The following is a 22,389-nucleotide window of genomic DNA, read 5'->3' as shown; positions in this document are numbered from 1 at the left end:
ATCAGTCTCCGGACACCTTGCGGCGCACCGTGTAGAGTTCCTCTTCCGTGCGGTCCAGCTGTTTCTGTAATCCACGCACGCGGCGACGCTCGGCATAGAGTGGCAACAGGCTGACGATAAAGCCCAGCAGGACCCCGAACAGGAGAGCGCCGATCAACCAGAACCCCACACTGCCCTCCGGCATCACCAGGCCGGCAAACCGGGGCGCGATGCTCTGGGGGTTATCGACTGCGAAATAGACACCGATTGCGATACAGATAAGGGCCAGGGCCCCGTACAGGATACGCAATAGCCAGCGCAAGAATGACAAGGGAACCTCCGCCTCGGGCAAGGGCTAACAAATCAACGACGGCAAATACCGCCAATCATACTTCGGAGATGGTCTCTTCGTGCATGCGCTGGTTGACCCTGTCGCGCAATTCCTTACCGGGTTTGAAATGGGGCACATATTTACCTGCCAGTGCCACGGCGTCTCCCGTCTTGGGATTGCGGCCGGTGCGCGGTGCACGGTAGTGCAGGGAAAAACTGCCAAACCCGCGGATCTCGATCCTCTCTCCCTTGGCGAGGACATCCGACATGGAATCCAACATTACTTTGACCGCCAGCTCGACATCTTTGACTGGCAGCTGGTCCAACCTCAACGCAATCCTTTCGATCAGCTCGGACTTGGTCATGCGCCCCTAAACCTTGTGTAAGTCATTGATTATTCTAGATTAGAGGGCAATCATGTAACAGAAAGCCGGACTGGGCAACCCCAGTCCGGCTTTCTTATAACCCCAGGCAATCAGCCCGGGGCGATCAACAACCAGAGACTATCAGTCTTTGTTGTTCATCTGGGCCTTGATCAGGTCACCGATAGTCGCCGGCTGAACCTGCTCAGCCTGCTTCTTGCTGTGATCCTTGATGGCCTGCTTCTCGTCTTCCTGGTCCTTGGCTTTGATGGAGAGGCTGATCACGCGGTTCTTGCGATCCACGCTGGTGATCTTGGTCTCTACTTCTTCGCCTTCTTTCAGGACGTTGCGGGCATCTTCCACCTTGTCGCGGCTGATTTCGGAAGCGCGCAGTACGCCTTCGACTTCGTCCGCCAGGGTGATGACAGCCTGCTTGGCGTCAACTTCCTTGATGGTGCCCTTCACGATGGTGCCGCGATCATTGGCAGTCACGTAATCGGTGAACGGATCGGACTCCAGCTGCTTGATACCCAGGGAGATACGCTCGCGATCGGAGTCGATACCCAGGATAACGGTCTCGATCTCGTCGCCCTTCTTGAACTTGCGCACGGCGTCTTCGCCGGACTCGTTCCAGGAGATATCGGACAGGTGTACCAGGCCGTCGATGCTGCCGTCCAGGCCGATGAAGATACCGAAATCGGTGATGGACTTGATCTTGCCGGAAATCTTGTCGCCCTTGGCGTATTTACGCGCGAAGGCATCCCACGGGTTTTCCTGGCACTGCTTGATACCCAGGGAAATACGACGACGCTCTTCGTCGATATCCAGGATCATCACCTCGATCTCGTCGCCAACAGAGACGACCTTGGACGGGTGGATGTTCTTGTTGGTCCAGTCCATTTCGGAAACGTGTACCAGACCCTCGACGCCCTCTTCCAGCTCGGCGAAACAGCCGTAGTCGGTGAGGTTGGTCACAGTCGCTTTTACGCGGCTGTTTTCCGGGTAACGCTGCTTGATGGAGACCCACGGATCCTCGCCCAGCTGCTTCAGGCCCAGGGATACACGGCTGCGCTCGCGGTCGAACTTCAGAACCTTGACTTCGATCTCGTCGCCAACGTTCACGATCTCGCTCGGATGCTTGATGCGCTTCCAGGCCATGTCGGTGATGTGCAGCAGGCCGTCGATACCGCCCAGGTCCACGAAGGCACCGTAGTCGGTCAGGTTCTTCACGATACCCTTGATGGTCATGCCTTCCTGCAGGCTTTCCAGCAGCGCTTCGCGCTCTTCGCTGTTGGCCGCTTCCATGACCGCACGACGGGAAACCACAACGTTGTTGCGCTTGGCGTCCAGCTTGATGACCTTGAACTCGAGCTCTTTGCCTTCCAGGTGGGCAGTGTCGCGCACCGGGCGCACATCTACCAGGGAACCCGGCAGGAACGCGCGGATGTTGGATACGTCGACGGTAAAGCCACCCTTGACCTTGCCGCTGATAACACCCTTGACCACTTCGTCGGCCGCGTGGGCAGCGTCGAGGATCTTCCAGGCTTCAGCGCGCTTGGCCTTCTCGCGGGACAGACGGGTTTCACCGAAACCGTCTTCAACTGCTTCCAGGGCTACCTGTACTTCGTCGCCCGGCTGCAGGCTTACTTCCCCGTTCTCGTCGGCGAACTGGGAAGCGGGGATAACACCTTCAGACTTCAGGCCGGCGTGTACAGTCACCCAGTCTTTGTCCACGTCGATTACCACACCGGTCACGATGGAACCGGGGGCCATTTCTACGCTTTTCAGGCTCTCTTCAAATAGATCAGCAAAGCTTTCGCTCATTACATTACCTATATAACTGGACCCAGCCGATGGCAACATTGAATTCTAGTCAACCGCCAGCAAAGGCCCCACCCGCGCTGCCAGCACGCGGGGTCAGATTACAACAACGGCCGGGCGATTCTGGCTGACCCCGGCCGTTGTCGTTGGAAATTCTTTCTGGGCTGTGGCCCCGGCGTAGTACCCTACCCGGTACCGATGCGCTCGCGAACCAATCCCATTACCTGCTGTAGCACACCGTCGATATCCACCCCGGTACTGTCCAGCTCAACCGCGTCTTCGGCGGGAGCCAGCGGGGAGGCCTCGCGGTTCATATCGCGCGCGTCACGGGCGCGGATGTCCTCCAGCAGGTCGCGGAGGCTAACAGAAACCCCTTTCTCCCGCAACTGCTCGAAGCGCCGCCGGGCGCGCTCTTCCGCGCTGGCGGTCAGGAAGACCTTGACCGGCGCGTCGGGAAAAACCGTGGTGCCCATATCGCGCCCATCCGCCACCAGCCCCGGGGACTGGCGGAAGTCCCGCTGGCGCTGCAGCAAAGCCGCCCGCACACCGGGCATGGCCGCTACCTTCGATGCCGCCATGCTGACACGCTCCATGCGGATATCCCGGCTGACATCCTGCCCCTCCAGTATGGCGGCGGTGTCGCCATTGTGCAGTTCAAAGCGGATATCCAGGTTGGCGGCGATCTCCGTCAGCGTAGCCTCATCGCTCAGGTCGGCCTCGCGCTCCAGTGCCGCCAGGGCGGTAAGGCGGTACAGGGCGCCGGAATCCAGCAGGCTGTAGCCCAGCTGTTCCGCCAGCAGGCGGGCGATTGTCCCCTTGCCGGAGCCGCTGGGCCCGTCGATGGCCACCACCGGCGGCCGCTGTTCAGTGTCTGTCATATTGTCGGGTGCTTCTGTCTGGTACTACTTCGCGGGGCGGCAGCCCTGCCACGGGCCGGGGCCACAGTGGTGGAACCGCCGCTACTCCTGCGCCAGGTTCATCCCGGCACGCTGTGCCAGGCGGACGAAATCCGGGAAGGATGTCGCCACGTTGGCACAATTCTGGATGCGAATGGTATCGCGTGCGCGCAAAGATGCCACCGCAAATGCCATGGCAATTCGGTGATCACCCAGGCTGTCGACTGTGCCGCCATCAAAAACCGCACCTTCGCCGGCACCCTCTATCACGATTCCGTCCGGCGTCGGCTCTGCCCGCACACCCAGGATCTCGAGGCCGTCCGCCATTGCCTGGATACGGTCACTCTCCTTGACCCGCAGTTCCTCCGCGCCGGTGAGGACCGTCTTGCCCGCAGCGCAGGCCGCGGCGACAAACAGGGCCGGGAACTCGTCAATCGCCAGTGGCACCTGGGCCTCGGGGATACGGATACCGGCCAGCGGCGCGTGGCGCACCCGGATGTCCGCCACCGGCTCTCCACCCACCTCGCGACGATTGAGCAGCTCGATATCCGCCCCCATCGCCCGCAGGATATTGATCACGCCGTCGCGGGTGGGATTGATACCCACGTGCTCCAGCAAGACCTCGGACCCCGGCGCGATGGCCGCCGCCACCATGAAGAAGGTCGCGGAGCTGATATCGGCCGGCACATCGATACGGCCGCCCCGCAGGCGCCCACCGCCACGCAGGCTGGCCCGGGGCCCGTCGCGCTGCACCTCGTAACCAAAGCCCGTGAGCATCCGCTCGGTATGGTCGCGGGTCGGCGCCGGTTCGGTGGTGCTGGTCTCGCCCTCGGCATACAGGCCCGCCAGCAGCACACAGGACTTTACCTGGGCACTGGCCATGGGCAGCCTGTAATCGATACCGTGCAGCTCGCGGCCGCCGGTAATTTTCAGGGGCGGGCGCCCCTCCGGCCCGGTCCCGATCTCGGCCCCCATTTCCCGCAGCGGGTCGGCGACCCGGTTCATCGGGCGCTTCGACAGGGACTCATCGCCGGTCAGCGTGACATCGAAAGACTGCCCCGCCAGCAGGCCCGCCAGCAGGCGCATCGAGGTGCCGGAGTTACCCAGGTACAGGGGCCCCGGCGGTGCCTGCAGGCCGTGCAGGCCTACCCCGTGAATGACCACCCGGCCATTGTCTGGCCCCTCGATGACCACCCCCATATCGCGGAAGGCCTGCAGGGTGGCGAGCGCGTCCTCCCCCTCGAGGAACCCCTCCACCTCGGTCACTCCCTCCGCAAGGGAACCGAGCATAATCGAGCGATGGGACATGGATTTGTCACCGGGCACCCGCAGGCTGCCGGAAACCGCGCCGCCGGGGCGCGCGATAAAGGTCACTTCCTGTTCTTGCATATTTTCTGTGTACGCTTTCTTGGCCAACATTTTTGTAAAGTGATCCCGGGCCGCCTTGGCCCGGGTGAAGATGCCCATCAACCGGTCGCTGTCGCCGGTGGCGATGGCACCGCGCAGCTCGGAGAGATTGGCACTGTAGAGGTCGATCGCCGCCAGGATGGCATCGCGATTCGCCAGCATGATGTCCCGCCACATAGTGGGGTCACTGGAGGCGATCCGGGTAAAGTCGCGAAAGCCGCCAGCGGCATAACGGAAGATGTTCTCGTTCTCGGCATCGTGGGCCAGGGTGTCCACCAGCCCATAGGCGATCACGTGCGGCAGGTGGCTGGTGGCCGCCAGCACTTCGTCGTGCTCGCGCACCGGCATGGTCAGCACTTCCGCGCCCGCGGCCTGCCACATGCGCTCCACGCGCTGAAAGTGGCTTGCCGCGGTCTCCGCAAGCGGGGTGAGGATTACCCGGTGGGCGATATAGAGATCATCGCGGGCGGCGGTAACACCGCTCTGCTCGGACCCGGCAATGGGGTGCCCCGGCACCAGGAACTCCGGCAGGCGCCCCCACACCCGGCCCGCGGCTTCCACCACGCTGCCCTTGACGCTGGCACCATCCGTTACAGTGACCCCGGCCGGCAGCCTGTCGCGCAACACCTCGAATACGCCCTGCACTGCCAGGGTGGGCACTGCGACAAAAATCACGTCGCCCTCACCCAGCTCCGGCAACACGCTCTCCAGCGATACCTCCGCCCGGTCGACGATCCCCAGCTCAATCGCCTGCTCGCAGGTTTGCCTGCGCCGTGCCACGCCGATGACTTCGCGGCACGCCGCCGCGGCTTTCAGCGACAGTGCGAGGCTGCCACCGATCAGCCCGATACCCACCACCACCAGGCGGCCGACAATCGGCTCCGGCATCACAATACCCCGCGCGGGTAGGATCCCAGGACTTTCAGGTCTGCGGCGCGGGCACCAACGTCACTCAGGGCCTCGGCCACATCCGGGGCATCCCGGTGGCCGATAAAGTCGATAAAGAACACGTAGGTCCAGTTGCCCGATTGCGACGGGCGCGTCTCGACCCGCGTCAGGTCGATTTCATGGCGCTGGAATGGCGCCAGCAGGTCGTGCAGTGCACCGGGTTCATTGCGCATGGAGACCATCAGCGAGGTCTTGTCATCGCCGCTGGCAGGCACCTGCTCGGAACCGATGATCAGGAAGCGGGTTGAGTTGTCGGGGCGGTCCTCGATCTTTTCCGCCAGCACCTTCAGGCCGTAGAGCTCCGCCGCCATGTCACCGGCGATCGCTGCAGCATTCCACTCACCCTTGACCCGCTTGGCGGCCTCCGCATTACTGGCCACCGCCACCCGCTCCACGTGCGGATAATGGGCATCCAGCCACTTGCGGCACTGGGCCAGGCTCTGGGCATGGGAGTAGATGCGCGTGATGGCGTCGGGCCGCGTGATATCGGAGATCATCAGGTGGTGGTGGATGCGCAGCTCCACCTCGCCGCAGATGTGCAGGTTGGAGTGCATGAAGTTGTCGAGGGTGTGGTTGATCACCCCCTCGGTGGAATTCTCCACCGGCACCACGCCGTACGCCACTGCACCGGCCTCCACCTCGCGGAACACTTCATCGATGGCCGCCAGCGGCCGGCTCTCGGCGGAGTGGCCGAAGTGCTTGATCGCCGCCTGCTGGGTAAAGGTACCCTCAGGGCCCAGGTAGGCCACCTTGACCGGCTCTTCCAGTGCCAGGCAGGCGGACATGATCTCCCGGAACAGGCGCGCCATTTCCTCGTCGGTCAGGGGCCCCTTGTTGCGCTCCATGGCCCGCCGCAGGACCTGGGCCTCGCGCTCGGGACGGTAATACAGGGCGCTGGCCCCGGTGGCCTTCTTCACCTCGGCCACTTCCAGTGCGCACTCGGCACGGGCACTGATCAGTGCCGCGATCTTGCCGTCGATTTCGTCGATTCGATCACGCAGCGCAACCAGCCGCGGATCCGCATTCAAAGTTTTTTCAGACATCCCCTTGCTCACAATTTTCCCTGTTAATCACTCATCCCAACCGTTTTTCGAAGTCCGCCATAAACGCTACCAGCGCCTCTACAGCCTCGACCGGCACGGCGTTGTACAGCGACGCGCGCATGCCGCCCACCGAGCGGTGGCCCTTCAGGTTCAGCAGGCCGGCCGCCTCCGACTGCTCGAGGAAAGCCCGGTCCAGGCTGTCATCCGCAAGCACAAACGGCACATTCATGCGCGAGCGGCTTCCAGGCTCTACCGGACTCGAGTAAAAATCACTGGAATCGATAAAGTCGTACAGCATGGAGGACTTGTGGCGGCTTTCCGCCTCCATTGCGGCGACACCGCCACGCCCCTTCAGCCACTTGAACACGAGCCCCGACAGGTACCAGGCAAAAGTGGGCGGTGTGTTATCCATGGAGCCGGCATCCGCCGCCACCTTCCAGTTGAGGCTGCGGGGAATACCGTCCATTGCCCGGTCCAGCAGGTCGTCACGGACAATGCCCACCGCAATGCCGGACGGGCCGATATTCTTCTGCGCACCGGCGTAGATCATGCCGAATTTTTCCACCGGGATCGGTCGCGAGAGGATATTGGAGGACATATCCGCAACCAGCGGGCTGGATACCTCCGGCACATAATCAAACTCCACCCCGCCGATGGTTTCATTGGGCGTGTAATGAAAATAGGCGGCGTCATCACTCTCCTGCCAGCTGTCCGGGCCGGGGGCGTAGCTGAAGTTGCGATCCTCGCTGGATGCCACCACGTTGACCGGGCCGTAGCGGCGGGCCTCGGCGATTGCCTTCTTGGCCCACTGACCCGTGTAAATATAGTCGGCAACACGGCCCGGGCCGCCGAACAGGTTCCAGGGCACGGCACTGAACTGCGCCGTGGCGCCACCGTGCAGGAACAGGACCCGGTAATTTTCCGGAATGGCGAGCAGGTCGCGCAGGTCCTGCTCGGCGGTTTCTGCAACCTCGGTGAATTCCGGCGAGCGATGGCTCACCTCCATCACCGAGCAGCCACGACCACCCCAGTCGAGCAACTCTTCTTGCGCCTGTCGCAAAACCGGCTCCGGCAATGCAGCGGGACCGGCACAGAAATTGAATTTCCTCATCGATTGAATTCCAACACCTGAAAAAAATGGTTACAGAAAAAACTAGATAGATGGACGCAAAAACGGTAGTTACGTGAAAGGTCTATCACTGCAGAACGAGATTTTTAGTGCCCCTGAGTCGAAAAAGGCCGCGATAAATCGCAGCCTTTTTCGGGGAAGCCTGGAGCGGTCACTCTGTACCGCCCTCTTGCTCTTGCTCATCCTCGTCCTCACTCTCCTGGATTCGCGCCAGGCCCCGGACCCGCTCCCCTTCCTTCAACCGGATCACCCGCACGCCCTGGGTGTTGCGGCTGAGCAGGGAAACCTCGTCGACACGGGTGCGCACCAGGGTTCCCTGGTCGGTAATCAGCATGATCTCCTCACCCGGGTGCACCTGGCAGGCGCCCACCAGTTCGCCGTTGCGCTCACTCTCGGCGATGGCAATGACACCCTGGTTACCGCGGCCCTTGGTGGGGAAGTCCTCCAGCCGTGTACGCTTACCGTAGCCGTTTTCGGTCACGGTCATTACTGCGCCGTCCTCTTCCGGGATCACCATGGCGATCACGTACTTGCCCTCGGGCATACGAATACCGCGCACACCGCGTGAAACACGGCCCATGGAGCGCACATTGCTCTCGGAGAAACGCGCCGCCTTGCCGCCACTGGTCAACAGCATCACGTCGCGCTGGCCATCGGTGATGGCGGTGGCCACCAGGCGGTCGCCCTCTTCCAGCTCGATCGCGCGCAGGCCGACGGTGCGGGGGCGCGAGAAGGCCGGCAGCGGGGTCTTCTTCACCGTACCGTTGGCGGTGGCAAAGAAAATGTAGTGGTTCTCGTCGTATTCGGACACCGGCATCATGCTGCTGATACGCTCGTCGTCCTCCAGCGGCAGCATGTTGACCATCGGCCGCCCGCGGGAGGCGCGGCCGGCGGTGGGCACTTCGTAGACCTTGAGCCAGTACACCTTGCCCTTGTTGGAGAAGCACAGGATGGTGTCGTGGGAGTTCGCGATCAGCAGGTGCTCGACGAAGTCCTCGTCTTTCACCTGGGTGGCGGACTTGCCCATACCGCCGCGGCGCTGGGCCTGGTAGTCGGCCAGCGGCTGGCTCTTGGCGTAGCCGCCATGGGAAATGGTGACCACCTTGTCTTCCGGGGTGATCAGGTCCTCGACGGTCAGGTCCTGGCGGGAGGCCACGATCTCGGTGCGACGCTCGTCGCCGAAGTCGCGCACCAGCTCTTCCAGCTCCTCGCGAATCACCTCCATCAGGCGCTCGAAACTACCCAGGATATGCAGGTACCCGGCGATCTGCTCCAGTCGCTCCTTGTACTCGGCCAGCAGCTTGTCGTGCTCCATGCCGGTCAGGCGGTGCAGGCGCAGCTCCAGGATCGCCTGGGCCTGGGCCGGCGACAGGTAATAGGAGCCGTCGTCGCGCATGCCAAACTCTGTCGGCAGGTCATCCGGGCGGCAGGCATCGGCGCCGGCGCGCTCCAGGAACTGCTGTACCTCGCCCACAGCCCAGCCCTTGGCCAGCAGCGCCTCACGGGCGTCCGCCGGGGTAGCCGAGGACTTGATCAGTTCGATCACCGGGTCGATGTTGGCGATGGCGATCGCCAGGCCCTCGAGGATATGCCCGCGCTCGCGCGCCTTGCGCAGCAGGTACACGGTGCGGCGGGTAACCACTTCCTGGCGGTGGCGGACAAAGTGCTCGAGCAGCTGCTTCAGGTCCAGCACCTTCGGCTGGCCGTCCACCAGCGCAACCATGTTGATGCCGAACACGCTTTCCAGCTGGGTCTGGGAATAGAGGTTGTTCAGGACCACGTCGCCCAGCTCGCCGCGCTTGAGCTCGATCACCACCCGCAGGCCGTCCTTGTCGGACTCGTCGCGCAGCTCGGAAATACCCTCGATCTTCTTGTCTTTCACCAGCTCGGCAATGCGCTCGATCAGGCGCGCCTTGTTCAGCTGGTAGGGGATCTCGTGAATTATGATGGTTTCTTTGTTGGCCTTGTCGTCGCGGACCACCTCGGCCTTGGCGCGCACATAGATACGCCCGCGACCGGTGCGGTAGGCCTGCAGGATACCGGCGCGGCCATTGATGATGGCGCCGGTGGGCAGGTCAGGACCGGGGATGTGCTCCATCAGCTCGTCGATGGTGACATCCGGGTTATCGATCAGGGCCAGGCAGGCCTTGACCACTTCGCCCATGTTGTGGGGCGGGATATTGGTTGCCATACCCACGGCGATACCGGAGGAACCGTTCACCAGCAGGTTGGGCACCCGCGACGGCAACACTTCCGGCATCTGCTCGGAACCGTCGTAGTTGTCGATGAAATTGACGGTTTCCTTGTCCAGGTCGGACAGCAGCTCGTGGGCGAGCTTGTCCATGCGGATCTCGGTGTAACGCATGGCGGCCGGGCTGTCGCCATCGATGGAGCCGAAGTTGCCCTGGCCGTCCACCAGCGTATAGCGCATGGAAAAGGGCTGCGCCATGCGCACGATGGTGTCGTACACCGCGGAGTCACCGTGCGGGTGGTATTTACCGATGACATCACCGACTACACGCGCCGACTTCTTGTACGGCTTGTTCCAGTCGTTCTTGAGCTCGTTCATGGCGAAGAGTACGCGCCGGTGGACCGGCTTCAGGCCATCGCGCACGTCCGGTAGCGCGCGGCCCACGATAACGCTCATCGCATAGTCGAGATAGGACTGCTTGAGTTCTTCTTCGATATTGATCGGAGAGATTTCTTTGGCTAGCTCGCCCATATTTTTCCGGCATTCCTTAAATAGTTATCACCGCCGCCACAGCTCCCGGGGCCTGACTGCCAACAGGCATCCGCCAGCGGGCGCACAAGCCGCCCCATCACCGGGAGCCCGGGAATCGATCAAGCGCGCAATGTTATCACAATTGGCGCCCTGTAGGACGTTCCCTGTAACCACCGGTCACGGGCTTGTCCGCGCCCCCGGCCGCGGCTAGAGTCTACGGCCTGACCAACCGCCCCCAATCCCGCAAAAAGGCACCGCAATGCAACCCTCCAGGCCCCAGCACCAGCAGATTGACACCCTGATATACGCCCGCTGGATCATCCCGGTGATACCCGCTGGGCGGGTCTACGAGGACTGCGCACTGGCTGTGGATGGCGGCCGGATCGCCGCCCTGCTGCCCGCCGCCGAGGCGAGCAGTCGCTACAGCGCCGCCGAGGAAGTTCACCTGGGGCAGCACGCGCTGATCCCGGGGCTGGTCAACACCCACACTCACGCCGCCATGAGCCTGCTGCGGGGCTTCGCCGACGACCGCCCGCTGATGGAATGGCTGCAGCAGCATATCTGGCCCACCGAGCAGAAGTGGGTGGAGCCCGGCTTTGTCGCCGATGGCAGCCGCCTGGCCATCGCCGAGATGCTGCGCTCGGGCACCACCACCTTCTCCGACCAGTATTTCTTCCCCGAGTCCACCGCCGAGGTGGCGCGGGAAGCCGGCATCCGGGCCCAGATTGCCTTCCCCGTGATCGACTTTCCCACCCCCTGGAGCCGCGATGGCGAGGATGCCGTGCAGAAAGGCCTGGCACTGCGGGACGATTATCGCTCCCACGAGCGCATCGATGTGGTATTCGCCCCCCACGCCCCGTATACCGTGGGCGATGCGACCCTGGAAAAGATCGCCGTCTACGCCGCCGAGGCGCAGGTACCGGTACAGATGCACCTGCACGAGACCACCGGCGAGGTGGAACGCGCGCTGGCGGAGTCCGGTGAGCGCCCCACCGAGCGCCTGGCCCGCCTGGGGCTGCTGACTCCCCAGACACTCTGCGTGCACATGACCGCCACCAGCGACCGGGACATCGAGCTGCTGCAGGAGAGTGGCGCCCATGTGGCGCACTGCCCCAGGTCCAACCTGAAGCTGGCCTCGGGCTTCTGCCCGGCCGCGCAGCTGCTCGACAGCGGCATCAATGTGGCCCTGGGTACGGACGGCGCGGCCAGTAACAACAGCCTCGACCTGCTGGCCGAGGCCAACACCGCGGCGCTGCTGGCCAAGGCGGTCAGCGGCCGCGCGGAGGCGCTGCCCGCCCAGCAGGCGCTGGCAATGGCCACCATCAACGGCGCCCGCGCGCTGGGCATCGACCACGTCATCGGCAGCCTGGAGCCGGGCAAGTCCGCCGATCTGGCCGCGGTCGACCTCGGCGGCCTGGAGCAGCAACCCCTGCACGACCCGGTATCCCAGCTGGTGTACACCGGCAACGGCCACAATGTCAGTGACGTGTGGGTCAGCGGCCGGCCGCTGATGCGCCGGCGGGAACTGCTGAGTCTCAACGAGACCGATGTGATTCTCCGGACACGCTACTGGCGTGATAGAATCGCGGGCGAGATACGCTGAAGCACCGGCGCCGGCCGGGAGCAAATCGCGTTGCAAGTTGTCTGAAACCCGGGCCCAGGGCACCGGGCCATGACTGGAAGAGTGAATGACCAACGTTGATCCGGCGGAAATCGCCAAATTCGAGCAACTGGCCAGCCGCTGGTGGGACCGCGAGGGCGAGTTCAAGCCCCTGCACGAGATCAACCCCCTGCGCGCCAATTACATTGACAGCCGGGCCCCGGTGGCCGGCCGGTCACTGCTGGACGTGGGCTGCGGCGGTGGCATCCTCACCGAGGCCATGGCCCAACGCGGTGCGGCAGTCACGGGCATCGATATGGGCGAGGCACCCCTGAAGGTGGCCCGGCTCCACGCCCTGGAAAGCGGCACAGAGGTGGATTACCAGCGCATCCCGGTGGAAGAGCTGGCGGAAAAGCAGCCGGAAAGTTTCGATATCGTGACCTGCCTGGAGATGCTGGAGCATGTCCCCGATCCCGCCTCGGTGGTACGGGCCTGCGCCAGGCTGGTAAAACCCGGCGGCCAGCTGTTCTTCTCCACCATCAACCGCACCCCCAAGGGCTGGCTCTTTGCCGTGGTGGGCGCGGAATACGTATTGCGGCTGCTGCCCAAGGGCACCCACGAGTACGGCAAGTTTATCCGCCCCTCGGAGCTGGGCGCCTGGCTACGTGACGCGGACCTGGAGCTGCGCGACATCACCGGCATGACCTACAATCCCGTCACCCGCAACTACAGGCTGAATCCTCGGGATGTGGACGTGAACTACCTGGTTCACGCCACGAAAATGCAGTAACTCCCCCGGAAGTACCATGAAAGCAGTATTGTTTGACCTCGACGGCACCCTTTTTGACACCGCACCCGACTTTATCGTGGTGTTGAACCAGCTGCGCCAGCAGGAAAAGATGCCGCCACTGCCGGCGGACCAGATCCGCGCCGTGGTTTCCAACGGTGCCGGCGCCATGGTGTCCCTGGGCTTTGGCCGGGATGCCAGTGACCCGGCGTTTGAGGTCCTGCGCCAGCGTTTCCTCGACCTCTACCTGACCCACCTGGCGGTGGAGACCGTGCTTTTCCCGGGTATTGAAGAACTGCTGGGACAGCTGGCAGCCAACGATATCGCCTGGGGCGTCGTGACCAATAAGCCGGCCACCTACACGGTGCCGCTGATGGAAGCCTTCTCCCACCTGCCGGAACCCGGCGCAGTGGTCTGCCCCGACCATGTGACCAACCGCAAGCCGCATCCCGAGCCCATCCTGCTGGCCTGCTCGCAGATCGGCTGCGAACCCACCGAAGCCATTTACGTGGGGGACCACGTGCGGGATATCGAGGCTGGACGCGCCGCCGGCATGCCTACCATCGCCTGCAGCTACGGCTATATCGATGCCGGCGACAGTGCCGCCAACTGGAATGCGGACCACCTGGTGGAGTCGGCCGGTGATATCTGGCCCCTGCTGAAGGAAAGCTACCTCCGGGCCTGATTCGCCCCGGCGCCCCTAACAACGAAAGGACAGGAGACAGGACTCCCCATGCCCGAAACTATCGGCGACTACTCCCCCGCCCCGGACCTGCTCCGGGACAAGGTTATCCTGGTCACCGGCGCCGGTGATGGCATCGGCCGCACCGCCGCCAGGACCTTTGCCGCCCACGGCGCCACGGTGATCCTGCTGGGACGCACGACCCAGAAGCTGGAGCAGGTGTACGACGAAATCGAGGCCGCCGGCGGGCCGCAACCGGCGATCTTCCCCATGGACCTGGCACAGTCCCGGATCGAGAACTTCGAGCATTTCGCCGAAGCGGTAGACCAGGAATTCGGGCGCCTGGACGGGCTACTGCACAATGCCAGCCTGCTGGGACAACGCACGCCCATCGCCAACTACCACTACGGCACCTGGGAACAGGTCATGCAGGTCAACGTGAATGCGGCGTTCGGCCTCACCAAGACCCTGTTGCCCATGCTGGAAAAATCCGAAGCCGGCTCCATCGTATTCACCAGCTCCAGCGTGGGCCGCAAGGGGCGCGCCTTCTGGGGAGCCTACGCGGTGTCCAAGTTCGCCACCGAGGGCCTGATGGAGGTGCTGGCCGATGAGATGGACGGGGTTTCCAGCATCCGCGTCAACAGCATCAACCCCGGTGCCACCCGCACCAATATGCGGGCGGCAGCCTACCCTGCCGAGGATCCCAAGGGCGTGACCGCGCCGGAAGACCTTATGCCCACCTACCTGTACCTGATGGGGGACGACAGCCGCGACGTCAACGGGCGGCAGTTCAACGCCCAGGGCTAAGGCTAAGCGCTTCCGGGAGACCCGGGCGCTACCCGCCAGGGCGGGTAGCGCCGGTTATCACCGGCCCGGTATAACTTGACCTTGTTGCCAGCCGGGTCAAACAACACAGCCTCCCGCCACAACCAGGGCATGTCCTGTGGCAACTGGGTAAACTCTATCCCCCGCTCCCGCAGCACGGCCACCCGCTCGTCCAGGTCTTCCAACTCAAAATAGATGACCGCGCCATTACAAAACTCCCCCTCCGCCAGGGCGAGTGAGAATGTCGCGCCGCCATGCGGGCACTCGAAGCGCGCATAGTGCGGGGTATCGACGATCTGGGTAAATCCCAGGCGGCGATAGAAGAGGCAGGACACGGCCATGTCGGAAGCCGGGAGTGTTACCTGGTTGAGATTCATGGAGGTGGCTCCAGTTTGCCGGTGGCGGGTTTTCGCCGGACAAAAAAATACCCGGGCCTGGCCCGGGTATTCTCGGTGAGGGAGGGATATCCCGCGATATGCCATCACTCCTCGGGCATTTCGTCCATCACCTCTTCAGCAGCCTCTTCCGCTTCATCAGCCACGGTGTCCGCGGCTTCCTCGGCGGCGTCCATGGACTCTTCCGCCATTTCCTCGGCGGCATCCATGGTTTCCTCGGCCATTTCTTCAGCTTCCTCGGCCATATTTGCCGGGTCAGCAAAAACGTCGCCTTCGGCGCCCGCCATGTCATTGGAGGCCATTACGCCTTCCTCTGCCTTTTCGGCGGTTTCCTCAACCGCAGCCCCGGCCTCTTCAACCGCAGATTCAACTTCCTGCGCGATATCGGCCTCGGGCGCCGCCTGCTGGTTCTGGTAGTAAAGATAGCCACCGACCGCGGCAATTACGATTGCTGGAATAATGAGCTTTTTCATTTTCCGACCCCTGAATAGCGTGAATTTATGGTTATTGAGTGGCTTATTGTTCCATGTCACCCGGGCTCGGGACGTGACTCAAAGCACATTTTCATTTGTCAGGGACACACTTTATCGGCAGAATTTCCGCCAAATGAATGGAATGACGGTACCCATGCGCAAGATCACCCTCCTCGCCCTCCTGGCCCTGTGCCCCGCCCTCGCCCAGGCAGATCCCCTGCCACAACAGTTGCGCGACTGCGCCGGGATTGAGGCGGACGCAGAGCGACTTGCCTGCTTTGACCGGGTGGCCGGCTCCCTGGATGAACTGGCCAGGAAGAACTTCGGCAAAGAGCAGGAGGCCGCCACCAGAGAGGCGCCCGAGTCCATTGTCGCGACCATAGAGAAGGTCGAGGAAGGGGCGTACGGCAAACACATTTTCTACCTGGAGAACGGCCAGGTCTGGCGACAGAATGACAGCAAGTTTGTCAGCTGGGAAGCGGGCCAGCAGGTGGAAGTGGATCGCGGCCTGTTTGGCTCTTTCTTCATGCGCGATGCCGATGGAGGCCGCTCTATCCGCGTAAAGCGCGTTCGCTGAACTCCCGCCTGGGCCACCCGGTAACGACCGCCGGCGCCAACTCCGGCAAGGGGCGGGCAGCAGGCTACGCTTCCTGCAGAGCAGGAAGAAAATGGTGTCCAGATGCCGGGGAGCTTCCCTGTCCCGCTCATCGGCCTGTGCCTGCTGTGGTTGATCCCCGGCAGCGCCTGGGCGGCCACGCAAGCCTATACCATCGACCCGGGCCAATCCGACCTGCACTGGCGCGTCTACCGCAGCGGCCCGCTGGGCCGGCTGGGCCACAACCACGTCATCGCCGCCCACGGCCTCTCCGGCCAGGTGGACCTCGCCCCGGACGGCAGCGCCCGCTTTAACCTGGCATTCCCGGTATCCCGCCTGGAGGTCGATAATCCCGTACTGCGACGCCGCTATGGGCCCGACTTCGATTCCGGCCTCTCTGCCCGCGACAGGGCCGCCACCCGGGCCAATATGCTCGGCCCCGCACTACTCAACAGCGCGCGCTTCGGACAGATCCGCCTCAGCGGCAGCGCCAGCATTCCCACCGGCCGAGGCCCGCACCAGCTCACCATACCCGTGGACATTACCATCGCCGGCCGGCAGGTCCGCGTGCTGGTGCCGGCCACCGTGCAGCGCACAGGCCGGGGCCTGCGAGCCCGGGGGAACTTCAGCCTCACTCACCGCCAGCTGGGACTGCGGCCATTCAGCGCCGCCATGGGGGCGCTGCGGGTCGCGGAGCGCATCGATTTCACTTTCGATATCCAGGCGCAGGGACCACGCCCAGCCCATTCCCGGCGGGAGTGAAACAAAACCTTTCGGTCACCAATAGTCCGGCGCACCATTCAACACTCTTCTATATTCAATGAAGAAACAGGCGCCATCGCCCTTCGCGGGCCGGCGTGCTGTCAGTCACAAGGCCAACAGAAGGTGTAGTCACTTGTCCCGCGAAAACTTTCACTCAAGGGATGAAGCATGGCTGAAGGACACAGACGAGTCATTCTCCCGCGATGCTGACGCGGAAGGTACCGAAAGCCCCGTCGAATCTGCCGCGCCGGCAGGGAAAGACGAACCTGCCCGGGAGGATCGCACGGCGGAGAGCGGCGGCTCACCGATGCAGAATTACCTCAAGCACCTGTATCGGCTGCAGCTCCTGACCCCCGAGGAGGAAAACACCACCACGTCCCTGCTCCGCGAGCTGGAGGACAAGTTGATTGCCCTGCTGCAAAAACGCGGCACGGAACTGGTGGAGTTACGCAGCGAAGGGGTCGAACAGCGCGGCAGCACCGGGGCCTACGACCATGGGCTGATTATCGCCCGCGCCCGCGAGCTGCTCGATACCGGCAAACTGTCCCGGCGCGACCGCAGTTCCCTGCAAAGCCTGCTGCGGCGATTCCAGGAACAGCGCAAGAAACTCATCCAGTGCAACCTGCGGCTGGTCATCGCCATCGCCAAACGCTTCCGCAACCCGGCAGTGCCTTTTATTGACCTGATCCAGGAGGGCAACGTCGGGCTGATGAAAGCCATCGAGCGCTTCAAGCCGCAGATGGGCTACCGCTTTTCCACCTATGCGTACTGGTGGATCCAGCAGGAAATCCAGCTCGCCCTGCGCCGCAACGATGACCTAGTGCGCCAACCGGCCAATGTGCAGGATGACCTGCGCGCTATCTACCGGGCCATCGCCGAAGTGCGGGCTGAGGGCCTCCCGGCATCGGACGAGAACCTGGCGCAACACACCGGGCTCGACCTGGAGCGCGTCCAGAGCCTGCTCAAGCTACCCGGCCCCACGGGCTCCCTCGATGAGCCGGTGGCCGAGGACCAGAGCAGTACGCGCCTCGACTACGCGCCGGCGGACGAGCTCTACAACACCGATGAACTGGTCACCAACCAGGAACTGGCGGAGAGGTTGCGCGAGGCAGTGGCGCGCCTGCCGGCACGACAGCGCACCGTTCTCAACCTGCGCTATGGCCTGCTCTCTGACCGCGACTGCTCTTTCCGGGTCATCGGTGAACAGCTTGGGCTCAGCCAGGAACGCGCGCGCCAATTGCATTCCGACGCCTTGCGACAGCTCAAACGGCAGTGGCGCTGACGCGCCACCGCAACGCACCAGCCCCCCGACTGCCGCCACCGTGCCTTTTTGCACCGTGGCGGCACTCTGCGTTTGACGCGCCACTTGCCATCGCTGAATATCTGGCTAGGCTTTTCCCTGACCCGGGCCAGCAACCGTCATCGGGCCACCACGTAAATCGACCAATCAAGTGAGTTTCATGCGCGGAATCCCGCCCGCCCTTTTTCTCGGCACCCTGATCAACGCCGCCCCGGTCATGGCCGACCAGGAATTTATCATCAGTGCGGGCAAGGGCCTGGATAATACACTCATCCAGAGTGAGTCGATTTCCAGCGCTGAGATGGCCGGTTTCAGTTACGCCCATGACTTTGCCGGGTTCCAGTTTCGCTCGGGTCTGTGGCAATGGTGGGTACAGGGCAGTTATTCCCGGCTCTGGGAGCAGCACCTGGGGGAAGACCAGCACCAGGAGGTCCTCGAGCTGAAACCGGTGTTGCGCTGGTATCCCGGCGGCAACCACCATGGTCTCTTTGCCGAGGCCGGCGTCGGCGCCGCCTACCTGACGCACAAGAGTTTCGGTGACATCGAGTTGACCACGAAACCCAACTTTGCCCTGCACTTTGTCGGCGGTTACCGCCTGCCCGGTGGCTGCTCTGTGTCCTTGCGCTACAGCCACTTCTCCAACGCCTACACCAACACCCCCAACCCGGGCTTCGATTTCGCCTCCATCAACTGGCATTTTTCTTTCTGACCAGCAATCCCGGCGATTGCCGGTAATCGCCCGACACGCCCTCCCCCAGGCACCAACACTGCGGTAACAAAAGCGTCATCCGCCGATCACCGTATTGTCACCGCGACCACCGAGAATATTTAACAACTGAAGGATGAAGCAGCAATTCCGCCCTGTGCCTTTGAGCATTTGCCGCGGGGTCGCTGTGCCCTGCGCACAGGTCTTGCATTACCCGGAAACAGCCAGGAATAATTTCCGGCGGGCATAACAGTGCGAACTTACAGTGAACGGCCCCGGAACGGGCGCAGAGCTGAATTAATAATGATCCAGAATATTTGCCACCTGATTGCCAGCCGCGAGCATGGCAGTATTGAAAGACATGTGGTCGACCTGAGTCGCTGGCAGACCCACAATACCGGCGCGACGGTTACGGTTATCGCCCACCCCCGTTACCGGGAGGTGCTGGACGGGGCCGTTGATTTTATTCCCCTGAACACTGACCGGAGCCGCCACCACCCCAACCTGGTCTGGCGACTGGCCAACCAGCTGCGCGCCGGCAACTTCCAGATCGTCCACGGACACGGCAGCAAGTCAGCGCAACTGCTGGCTGCAGTCCAGCCCTATACAAACCTGAAGCACATCATTACCCGGCACAATGTCCGCCACCCACGGGACAAGCTTGCCAGCGCCTTCGATGCCCGCATCGCCGTGAGCCAGTCTGCGGTTGCCAACTCCCGGCTGTCCTGGCATGTGATTCCCAACGGCATTGAACCCCAGCCGCCAGGTGATCCCGGCAACCAGCAGCCACCGGCGGGCGCAACTGACCTGCTGCTGCCATGCCGGCTCACCAAAACGAACCGGTCAGAACAGTTACTCCAGGCAGTAGCGGGATTGCCCGGGGTTTCCCTGACAGTTGCGGGCTCAGGACCCGAGCAGGGAAACCTGAGAAAAACCTGCGAGATACTGGGAATCGATGACCGGGTCCACTTTACCGCCGCCCGGGATGGGGCAGCCCAACCGACAACGGCAATCACCGTAATCCCATCACGCAGCGAGGAATCTACCTACCTGTTAATCGATGCGCTGTTGCAGCGGAGGCCCGTGTTGTGCCGCCAGGTCGGCGTCGCGGAGGAGTTCGTGCCGCCACGTTTCCTGCTGGGAACAGATGACCCCGAACACCTGGCAGAGCGAATCCGGGCAGCACTCGGGGAAAGAGATGAGCTGGACAGTGTTTTTGCACCCGTATTTTCCCGGGCGGCACAGCAGCTCACCCTGGACTCCATGGCCTCTGCGACCTGGGAAGTTTACTGCAAGCTGCTGGCCCGCGATCAGGCTGTGGGGGACTGACAGAGCTCTTCGTAAATCTGCAAGACCTGCGCAGCAGTCTCATCGACACTGAGCCCGGCGAAATTCAGCTCACCCCGCCGATCGAGAATTGACAGGCTTTTCTGTACCAGCCCATCAAAATCGCCCCGCTCCACCAGGCCCCGGGAAAAACAGCGCTGCACGGTTTCCGCCGCACCATCGTCGCTGTAACACATCACCGGGCAGTTCATTGCCAATGCCTCACTGACCCTGGCTGAATGCGGCCCCGGTTGCTCTGCCAGGTGATAGGTAATCTGCGAACTGGCATACAGCTCGCGCATATCCCGGCGGGCCCCGAGGAAAAGCACCTTATCCTCGAGGCCCAGGTCCAGGGCGAGTTTTTCCAGCTTGCGGGCAAACTTTTCCTGCCCCACGGGTGGGTCACCCACCACCAGCCCGAAAACGTCCCCGCGCTCCCGGCCCAGCGCGGACAGCAACTGCAGGAAAACCTGCTGCCCGTTGCCGGGTGCGAGGGGGGCCGGAATCAGTAACCAGTTCTTGCCCTCCAGCTGGGGATACTCGTTCAGCAAGCGCAACTGCCACTGGCCGGACACAACTGCCGAGCGATCGAATTCCCGGGTATTCACGCCGCGCCAGATTACATTCGGGGAACCTGCCAGGCGCCTGGGATTGCGTTCGTGCAGGGATTTGGCCAGCCACTCTGACACGGCGATAACCCGCTCCCCATAAACCTGTGCCCGGGTAAAAAAGCCATTGCCACTCTCATCGTGCGCACTGGTAACCAGGCGGGGACGAGCAGCCGCAGGCATACGTCGCCAGGCTTGCCACGCAAGCCGTGCGGGTACAGCGCCACTGACATGCAGCACGTCAGCGTCCAGGTCGCGCAAAAGCCTTCGTAACCGCCCCACAACCCGCAGGCTCAAGAGGGAACGCTTGCTGACCGGCAACTGGAAATGCCTGCCGCCCCGCATGGTGAGACGTGGCACCAGCTCGCCACCACTGGAAATGACGATACACTCGTGGCCTCGTCGCATCAGTTCCTGGGCCAGGTCCAGGGTGGACCGCGCCAGCTCTCCCCCGTCAAAATCGGGCAATATTTGAACTACTCGCATGTAACGTCAAAACCCGTACTATGTTTTTTTCGGCTATTGTCCGGAAACAGGGAACTTCTGCCGAGGTGCACAACACATTTTTTACAATCCGTGCGTTCAGGCAGGTTAGCCAGCTCGAATCACAGATTCCTGGCGTGCTAGCATGGCCCGCCAAGGTAATGGAATTTTCACAGGGAAAATTCATAAGGAAAATCTTGATGAAACACACCTGGCTCCTCTCATACGCAAACCTCGCTCGTGCATGGACCGCACTGCTGTTCCTGGCCTTCTCTGCGCTGGCCTTCGCGGCCAACGACAAGGGGGTATTCTGGGTTGCCCAGAAAGATAACCAGACTGTCTACCTGCTGGGCTCGGTACACCTGGCCAACAGTGGTTTCTACCCACTGCGCGAGGAAATTGAACAGGCCTACGGGGAAAGTGACGCACTGGTGGTCGAGGCCGATGTCCTGGCCGCTGAATCCGACCTGGCGCTGCAACAGCAAATCATGCAGGCCTCTGTCTACCAGGGGCAACGGACGTTGAAAGATGACCTGTCGGCAGATGTTTACGGACAATTGCAGGCGTGGCTGGAGCGGCGCAAGATCCCCGAGGCCATGTTCATGCGCCAGCGCCCGGCTATTGCCATGGTCAGCATGAGTATGGTGGAGCTGCGGGCACAGGGACTGGAGCCCGGACTGGGTATCGACCGCCACTTCCTGCTCAAGGCGCACAAGTCAGACAAGCCGGTGCTGGAGCTCGAGGGAATCGTGGCGCAGCTGGAGATGCTCAATAACCTGGAAAACCCGGACCTGCTGCTGGAGCAGACCCTGGAACAACTCGAGGAAGTGCAGTCCTTTGTCCCGCGCATGACTTCGGCCTGGAAGTCCGGTGACATGGACGAGCTGTACGAACTGGTAATCGCCGAGGGGCTGCGGGAACACCCCGAATACGCCTCCCTTTACGATGTGATTTTCTTCGACCGCAACCACACCATGACGGAAAAGATCGCTGAGTTCAGCAACCGGCATGGCAGCCTGTTTGTTATTGTCGGCGCCGGGCATCTCGCCGGCGAAAGAAGCGTGCTCGAGGGACTGGAACAGCAGGGATTCCGCCTGAAGCAGCTCTGAGCTGACCACAGCCCCGCCAAACAAACCCGGGCGAGGGACGGCCCGGGACTCCCTCCCGAAAGAAACAACCGCCGGCAAACTGATAACTGGCGCGCGGCAAT

General features: G+C 62.7%; 21 protein-coding genes. 10 read left to right on the top strand and 11 right to left on the bottom strand.

Translation table 11 applies throughout. The features are described 5' to 3' along the window. Position 1: 1 nt before the first annotated feature. The 8 genes from ACH6CX_RS05615 to gyrA all read right to left on the bottom strand — a co-directional run bounded on the left by ACH6CX_RS05615 (position 2) and on the right by gyrA (position 10,637). Positions 2 to 310, bottom strand: a complete 309-nt coding sequence (locus ACH6CX_RS05615; protein ID WP_237063714.1) for a LapA family protein — start codon at positions 308 to 310, stop codon at positions 2 to 4. A gap of 55 nt (positions 311 to 365) precedes the next feature. Beyond that, complete coding sequence (gene ihfB, locus ACH6CX_RS05610; protein ID WP_232941752.1) at positions 366 to 674, bottom strand: integration host factor subunit beta; 309 nt, start codon at positions 672 to 674, stop codon at positions 366 to 368. Positions 675 to 815: 141 nt separating this feature from the next. Further along, positions 816 to 2,495, bottom strand: a complete 1,680-nt coding sequence (gene rpsA / locus ACH6CX_RS05605; RefSeq protein WP_232941751.1) for a 30S ribosomal protein S1 — start codon at positions 2,493 to 2,495, stop codon at positions 816 to 818. Positions 2,496 to 2,677: 182 nt separating this feature from the next. Further along, positions 2,678 to 3,370 carry a (d)CMP kinase gene (cmk, locus tag ACH6CX_RS05600; RefSeq protein ID WP_396675114.1) on the bottom strand — a complete coding sequence of 231 codons (693 nt, stop codon included), beginning with the start codon at positions 3,368 to 3,370 and terminating at the stop codon, positions 2,678 to 2,680. Positions 3,371 to 3,451: 81 nt separating this feature from the next. Next, the gene (locus ACH6CX_RS05595) at positions 3,452 to 5,683 is read right to left on the bottom strand and encodes a bifunctional prephenate dehydrogenase/3-phosphoshikimate 1-carboxyvinyltransferase (protein ID WP_334078547.1); all 2,232 of its coding nucleotides are present in this window, start codon (positions 5,681 to 5,683) and stop codon (positions 3,452 to 3,454) included. Next, positions 5,683 to 6,786: a prephenate dehydratase gene (pheA, locus tag ACH6CX_RS05590; RefSeq protein WP_237063718.1), complete on the bottom strand. Its 1,104-nt coding sequence runs from the start codon at positions 6,784 to 6,786 to the stop codon at positions 5,683 to 5,685. Before pheA ends, ACH6CX_RS05595 begins: the two co-directional genes overlap by 1 nt. 31 nt (positions 6,787 to 6,817) lie before the next feature. Then, complete coding sequence (gene serC, locus ACH6CX_RS05585) at positions 6,818 to 7,897, bottom strand: 3-phosphoserine/phosphohydroxythreonine transaminase (protein WP_232941747.1); 1,080 nt, start codon at positions 7,895 to 7,897, stop codon at positions 6,818 to 6,820. Positions 7,898 to 8,066: 169 nt separating this feature from the next. Next, positions 8,067 to 10,637: a DNA gyrase subunit A gene (gyrA, locus tag ACH6CX_RS05580; RefSeq protein WP_232941746.1), complete on the bottom strand. Its 2,571-nt coding sequence runs from the start codon at positions 10,635 to 10,637 to the stop codon at positions 8,067 to 8,069. Between the two features lie 259 nt (positions 10,638 to 10,896). On the opposite strand from gyrA, the gene ACH6CX_RS05575 reads away from it, so the two are divergent. From ACH6CX_RS05575 to ACH6CX_RS05560, 4 genes are all read left to right on the top strand, one after another. After that, positions 10,897 to 12,240, top strand: coding sequence for a TRZ/ATZ family hydrolase (locus ACH6CX_RS05575; protein ID WP_396675111.1), 1,344 nt, complete (start codon positions 10,897 to 10,899; stop codon positions 12,238 to 12,240). Between the two features lie 85 nt (positions 12,241 to 12,325). Then, positions 12,326 to 13,027 carry a bifunctional 2-polyprenyl-6-hydroxyphenol methylase/3-demethylubiquinol 3-O-methyltransferase UbiG gene (gene ubiG / locus ACH6CX_RS05570; protein ID WP_237063720.1) on the top strand — a complete coding sequence of 234 codons (702 nt, stop codon included), beginning with the start codon at positions 12,326 to 12,328 and terminating at the stop codon, positions 13,025 to 13,027. A gap of 16 nt (positions 13,028 to 13,043) precedes the next feature. Continuing rightward, positions 13,044 to 13,709, top strand: a complete 666-nt coding sequence (locus ACH6CX_RS05565; protein WP_232941743.1) for an HAD-IA family hydrolase — start codon at positions 13,044 to 13,046, stop codon at positions 13,707 to 13,709. 60 nt (positions 13,710 to 13,769) lie between these two features. Further along, positions 13,770 to 14,513: a YciK family oxidoreductase gene (locus ACH6CX_RS05560; protein ID WP_396675188.1), complete on the top strand. Its 744-nt coding sequence runs from the start codon at positions 13,770 to 13,772 to the stop codon at positions 14,511 to 14,513. Between the two features lie 2 nt (positions 14,514 to 14,515). On the opposite strand, the gene ACH6CX_RS05555 is transcribed toward ACH6CX_RS05560, so the two are convergent. Together ACH6CX_RS05555 and ACH6CX_RS05550 are read right to left on the bottom strand one after the other, a co-directional pair. Beyond that, a complete protein-coding gene (locus ACH6CX_RS05555; RefSeq protein ID WP_232941741.1) occupies positions 14,516 to 14,908 on the bottom strand; it encodes a VOC family protein in 393 nt (130 codons plus the stop codon). A gap of 104 nt (positions 14,909 to 15,012) precedes the next feature. Next, entirely contained in the window at positions 15,013 to 15,399 is a 387-nt protein-coding gene (locus tag ACH6CX_RS05550; protein ID WP_232941740.1) for a hypothetical protein, read from the bottom strand. A gap of 154 nt (positions 15,400 to 15,553) precedes the next feature. Between ACH6CX_RS05550 and ACH6CX_RS05545 the strand changes: the two genes are divergently transcribed. From ACH6CX_RS05545 to ACH6CX_RS05525, 5 genes are all read left to right on the top strand, one after another. After that, positions 15,554 to 15,976 carry a hypothetical protein gene (locus ACH6CX_RS05545; protein WP_232941739.1) on the top strand — a complete coding sequence of 141 codons (423 nt, stop codon included), beginning with the start codon at positions 15,554 to 15,556 and terminating at the stop codon, positions 15,974 to 15,976. Between the two features lie 102 nt (positions 15,977 to 16,078). After that, positions 16,079 to 16,756, top strand: a complete 678-nt coding sequence (locus tag ACH6CX_RS05540) for a YceI family protein (protein WP_396675107.1) — start codon at positions 16,079 to 16,081, stop codon at positions 16,754 to 16,756. A gap of 133 nt (positions 16,757 to 16,889) precedes the next feature. Beyond that, a complete protein-coding gene (locus ACH6CX_RS05535) occupies positions 16,890 to 18,038 on the top strand; it encodes an RNA polymerase sigma factor RpoD/SigA (RefSeq protein WP_232941737.1) in 1,149 nt (382 codons plus the stop codon). 178 nt (positions 18,039 to 18,216) lie between these two features. Further along, positions 18,217 to 18,765, top strand: coding sequence for an acyloxyacyl hydrolase (locus ACH6CX_RS05530; protein ID WP_232941736.1), 549 nt, complete (start codon positions 18,217 to 18,219; stop codon positions 18,763 to 18,765). Between the two features lie 300 nt (positions 18,766 to 19,065). Next, positions 19,066 to 20,091 (top strand): glycosyltransferase family 4 protein, encoded by a 1,026-nt coding sequence (locus ACH6CX_RS05525; protein WP_396675105.1) that lies wholly within the window; start codon positions 19,066 to 19,068, stop codon positions 20,089 to 20,091. On the opposite strand, the gene ACH6CX_RS05520 is transcribed toward ACH6CX_RS05525, so the two are convergent. After that, positions 20,073 to 21,182, bottom strand: a complete 1,110-nt coding sequence (locus ACH6CX_RS05520) for a glycosyltransferase (RefSeq protein WP_232941734.1) — start codon at positions 21,180 to 21,182, stop codon at positions 20,073 to 20,075. The two genes, ACH6CX_RS05525 and ACH6CX_RS05520, sit on opposite strands and share 19 nt — an antisense overlap. Before the next feature lie 197 nt (positions 21,183 to 21,379). Between ACH6CX_RS05520 and ACH6CX_RS05515 the strand changes: the two genes are divergently transcribed. Further along, positions 21,380 to 22,288 (top strand): TraB/GumN family protein, encoded by a 909-nt coding sequence (locus ACH6CX_RS05515; RefSeq protein ID WP_237063724.1) that lies wholly within the window; start codon positions 21,380 to 21,382, stop codon positions 22,286 to 22,288. The last annotated feature ends 101 nt before the right edge of the window (positions 22,289 to 22,389 follow it).

It is taken from the genome of Microbulbifer sp. JSM ZJ756, assembly GCF_044383805.1.
Taxonomy (GTDB): domain Bacteria; phylum Pseudomonadota; class Gammaproteobacteria; order Pseudomonadales; family Cellvibrionaceae; genus Microbulbifer; species Microbulbifer zhoushanensis.
This window is presented reverse-complemented; position numbering and strand designations above follow the sequence as displayed.